Annotated in this window: 5 protein-coding genes and 1 pseudogene; all 6 read left to right on the top strand. The window is 51.8% G+C overall.

Annotated features, from left to right (window positions below; translation table 11 throughout):
• Positions 1-194 precede the first annotated feature (194 nt).
• The 6 genes and pseudogenes from L975_RS00855 (at position 195) to L975_RS18285 (ending at position 3,412) form a co-directional block, all read left to right on the top strand.
• Positions 195-530: a MobC family plasmid mobilization relaxosome protein gene (locus L975_RS00855; RefSeq protein WP_015396717.1), complete on the top strand. Its 336-nt coding sequence runs from the start codon at positions 195-197 to the stop codon at positions 528-530.
• Positions 520-1,206: pseudogene (locus tag L975_RS17985) on the top strand (relaxase/mobilization nuclease domain-containing protein); the annotation flags it as partial. The gene L975_RS00855 and the pseudogene L975_RS17985, both read left to right, overlap by 11 nt.
• A gap of 1 nt (position 1,207) precedes the next feature.
• On the top strand, positions 1,208-1,672 hold the full coding sequence (locus L975_RS18700; RefSeq protein WP_047706690.1) for an MbeB family mobilization protein: 465 nt from the start codon (positions 1,208-1,210) through the stop codon (positions 1,670-1,672).
• Between the two features lie 3 nt (positions 1,673-1,675).
• Positions 1,676-1,930 carry an MbeD family mobilization/exclusion protein gene (locus L975_RS17980; protein ID WP_047706688.1) on the top strand — a complete coding sequence of 85 codons (255 nt, stop codon included), beginning with the start codon at positions 1,676-1,678 and terminating at the stop codon, positions 1,928-1,930.
• Positions 1,931-2,150: 220 nt separating this feature from the next.
• Entirely contained in the window at positions 2,151-3,026 is an 876-nt protein-coding gene (locus L975_RS00840) for a replication initiation protein (protein ID WP_047706687.1), read from the top strand.
• An 83-nt stretch (positions 3,027-3,109) separates the two neighbouring features.
• Positions 3,110-3,412: a hypothetical protein gene (locus L975_RS18285; protein ID WP_047706685.1), complete on the top strand. Its 303-nt coding sequence runs from the start codon at positions 3,110-3,112 to the stop codon at positions 3,410-3,412.
• Positions 3,413-3,744: the final 332 nt, after the last annotated feature.

Raw genomic sequence — 3,744 nt, 5'->3', positions numbered from 1 at the left:
AAGGGGCGCTAACGCCCCCTTTACCCCAGTTGGCCGCCATTAAAAACTGCCTCTTGGGAGGCACTTTTCAATGTCAGCTTTACGGTGACTTATGGGCCAATTTAGGAAACTTACCGACGACGAGATCCGTGCTTTGCGAGAAGACATGCGCCGAGCGGGTGAATGGGCAAAGCAAGAGCTGAAGCGGAGTAACGATGAGCGTAACCAGAACCAAGATCATCAAGATAAGGGCCACGGATGATGAGTACGCCGAACTGGTGGCCCGTAGCACGAAACCGAAGTTAGCCGAATGGATGCGGGATACCTGTCTTGGTGCTGAAACCCGATCAACGAAATCGGCTAAGACACCCCGTATCGACCCCGCGTTGCTGCGGCAGCTTTCCGGCTTAGGGAACAACCTAAACCAGATAGCCCGAGCCATTAACAGCCATGAATGGAAGCCCATCGACCGTATCCAGATAGTCGCAGCATTAACCACCATTCAGCGCGAACTGGCGCGGCTCAAGGCCGAGAATAGCCATGATCGTTAAGTTTCATGCCCGTGGTGTCGGTGGCGGCAGCGGTCCCGTGGATTATCTGCTGGGCAAAAATCGAGATCGGGAAGGGGCAACGCTTGACCGTGGCAACCCTGACGACATCAAAGCCCTGATTGATAGCAGCCCTTACGCCAAGAAATACACCTCTGGCGTGCTCTCCTTTGAAGAAGCTGATCTCGACCGTGCCACCAAAGACAAACTGATGACCAGTTTTGAAAAAGCGTTACTCCCCGGCTTAGATGCGGATCAGTACGCCTGTTTGTGGGTCGAGCACAAAGACAAAGGGCGTTTAGAGCTGAATTTTGTCGTCCCGAACATCGAATTAACCAGTGGAAAGCGGTTACAGCCCTATTTTGACCGAGCAGATCGGCCCCGAATTGACGCATGGAAAACGGGCATGAACGCCAGCCTATCCTTGCTCGACCCGAATGACCCGATGAAGAAGCGCGAGCTAGTGACACCGCGCAACCTGCCGCCTATCAAGCAGGAAGCCGCTCGAGTCATCACCGACAGCCTGCTAAGGCTGGCTGAACTCGGGACGATAAAAGATCGCAGTGATGTCGTGCAGAGCTTAGAGCACGCAGGTTTCACCGTTTGTCGGCAGACCAAAAGCAGCATTTCGATAGCTGATCCGGATGGTGGCCGTAATATCCGGTTAAAGGGAATGATTTATGAGCAAAATTTTCGATTTGGCCCAGAGCTTCGAGGAGAAATCGAAGCAGCAAGTGAACGATACCGAAAAACGTCTAGCGACCGCACTCGAGACGCACGAAACGTTTATCAGCACTGCTTTAGGCACAAGCGAGACGATAATCAGCGACGCTATAAACGCCCAGAATCGTCGTATACGGGCCTTACTGTTAAAAACATGGCTCTGGATGGGCCTCAGCCTGATCGCCATCCTGACAGCCTCCTACGGCGTGATTTGGCTACAAGGCGAGATGATCACCCAGAATTGGCAGACCATCAGCGAGCAGAAAGACACGCTCCAGCAGCTCGAAGCCAAAGGGGGGAAAATTCAAATGAGCACCTGCGGCGACAAGAAACGCCTGTGCGTGAAGATCGATCTGGATGCAGGCACGTTTGGGGACACCCAGAAGGGCGTTTATCCGTGGAGGATACCGGAGGGGTATTAAGCGATGACCGAGCTAGAACAGCAGCTTTTGAACGCATTAGAAGAATTACAGACGCAGCAAGACGCGCGACTCAACGAATTCGAACAGGCTTACAAGAACTTAACCAGCATGTTCTCGAGCGTATCGACCGAGAACGCCAGCTTGCGCCAGCAAGTGACAGTCTTAAACAAACAGGTCAGCAGCTTGAGCGTGCAAGTCAGCAACTTGAGCGGACAGCTCCAGCAGTGGGCAACGCTATACGGCAAGAGAAACGGTTAGAGCGGGATCGCAGCAATGATTGGGGGATGTCGATGTGAATCCGGTACTATCCTAAGCAGGCTCAACGCGTTACGATAACCCCAGAAAAAACAAACCCCCGAATTCTCATAACCAACTTGGCGGATGGGTGAGAAGTTCAGGGGCAGGAATAAATCCTACAGTGAGTTTAACACATGGATCAGTCAGCACAACAACTCAACCGCCATCTGCGCGGTGCTTTTTGAACCAACTAGACCTGTTTAAGGCCAGATTACCGGCCAAGCCATACCATACCGATGAATTAGTGACCGGCCTTGCCATTGCTAAGGTTCAGCACGCTATCAAATCGCGGCATATCCAACCGAACGGCCCCACGCATAAATACTGGCTCGTTTTCGATGTCGACAAGCACAATGCCACGCTGGATTGGTCAGACATTGGCGCACCTGCCCCGAATATCGTCGTAACCAACCCGAAAAACGGCCATGCGCACCTGCTGTATGGTTTGGAAGTCTCGATCCGTACCGCTCCCGATGGTCGCTCCCATCCCTTACGGTATGCCGCCGCCATTGAAGCCGCGCTACGTGAAAAATTGGGCGCAGATCGGGGCTACACAGGGCTAATTTGCAAGAACCCGCTGCACCCAAGCTGGCGAGTAACCACCTTCCAGCACTACCTGTACGACCTGAACTGGTTAGCCGACTATCTGGATTTAAGCCCCTACGACAATCAGCGGCGCTTACCGGATTACGGTCTGGGGCGTAACTGCAACCTGTTTGAGTACCTCGCCAAATGGTCTTACAAGGCTATCCGGCAGGGGTGGCCAGCGTTTGATCAGTGGTTTGAAGCCTGTCGAACTCGGGCCGAGTGGTACAACACCCGCACCTTTGAACAACCTTTGCCAGGGAACGAAGTTACCCATACCGCCCGAAGCGTTGCCCGTTGGACGTATCAGCACTTTAGCGAGGCTGGATTCAGCGCATGGCAGGCTAAACAGGGCGCTAAAGGTGGGAAAAAATCTAAAGGGGGCGGCCGTCCAAGTTTGAATGAACCTTGGGTCAAAATAGGCATTAGCCGAGCAACATATTTTCGGAAAAAGAAACTCGGCGCTATCTAACATCAGCAAATAAGACCAATGGTTGTTTCTTGTGTTTTTTGGCGCTAGGGTCGTCGATATTTTTTTACTCAGAGAATGAATACATGGCTCGCTATAGAGTTGGGGATAGATATCTTTCGCAAGAAGAATACGATGCGGAAATGGATTGGAAGTGGGTATGCGGGCTTTTCTTGATTGGCTCCATATTAACTGGGTGGTTAGTTCATACCCATTTAGTTAGCCCAGACTGGCATAAAGCTATTCGTGTCATTGTTACGACCGTACCAGCATTGGCTATCGGTATGGCTCTTGTGAAACTCCGAAATTACATTCGGATGCTGGTTGGTATAGCCGTCTTACTCTTTATCGCCTTGGCTGTGATCAGCATTCTAGCCTCAGTTATTTGATACCTTCTTGAGCCTTCCATTTCTGTCTGTGTGAGACTAAACAAGCCATATCAGATAATAGCCCTCTTTTGGGGGGCTTTTGCCTTTGCGGTAATCCCAAAGAATACTTGTTGAGCGCGGAGCGTTTCTGGCGTTCCCCTCTATCTTTCGGGGCGATTGTGCGTCAATGCGTGGTCGGCTTGTCCGTCCACCATTGTCCACATGAGTCCCTTCCGCTGCTCTCTTATTTGACCTGTTCTTTCCCTCCCCTTTATACTCCCTATTATCTACCAAGCCAGCATACACAGAGTGCCCTCCAACCGCTTCGCGGTCAGTGGTCATCTGTGTGCCGG

The sequence above is a fragment of the Plesiomonas sp. ZOR0011 genome (genome assembly GCF_000800945.1).
Taxonomy (GTDB): domain Bacteria; phylum Pseudomonadota; class Gammaproteobacteria; order Enterobacterales; family CAMTGL01; genus Plesiomonas; species Plesiomonas shigelloides.
The sequence above is the reverse complement of the archived record's forward strand: the minus strand, read 5'-3'. Positions and strand labels throughout refer to the sequence as shown.

Bases quoted from the DNA above. Each gene is read 5' to 3' on its own strand.
- L975_RS00855 (WP_015396717.1), top strand. From the start codon at position 195: ATGAGCGTAACCAGAACCAAGATCATCAAGATAAGGGCCACGGATGAT.
- L975_RS18700 (WP_047706690.1), top strand. From the start codon at position 1,208: ATGAGCAAAATTTTCGATTTGGCCCAGAGCTTCGAGGAGAAATCGAAG.
- L975_RS17980 (WP_047706688.1), top strand. From the start codon at position 1,676: ATGACCGAGCTAGAACAGCAGCTTTTGAACGCATTAGAAGAATTACAG.
- L975_RS18285 (WP_047706685.1), top strand. From the start codon at position 3,110: ATGGCTCGCTATAGAGTTGGGGATAGATATCTTTCGCAAGAAGAATAC.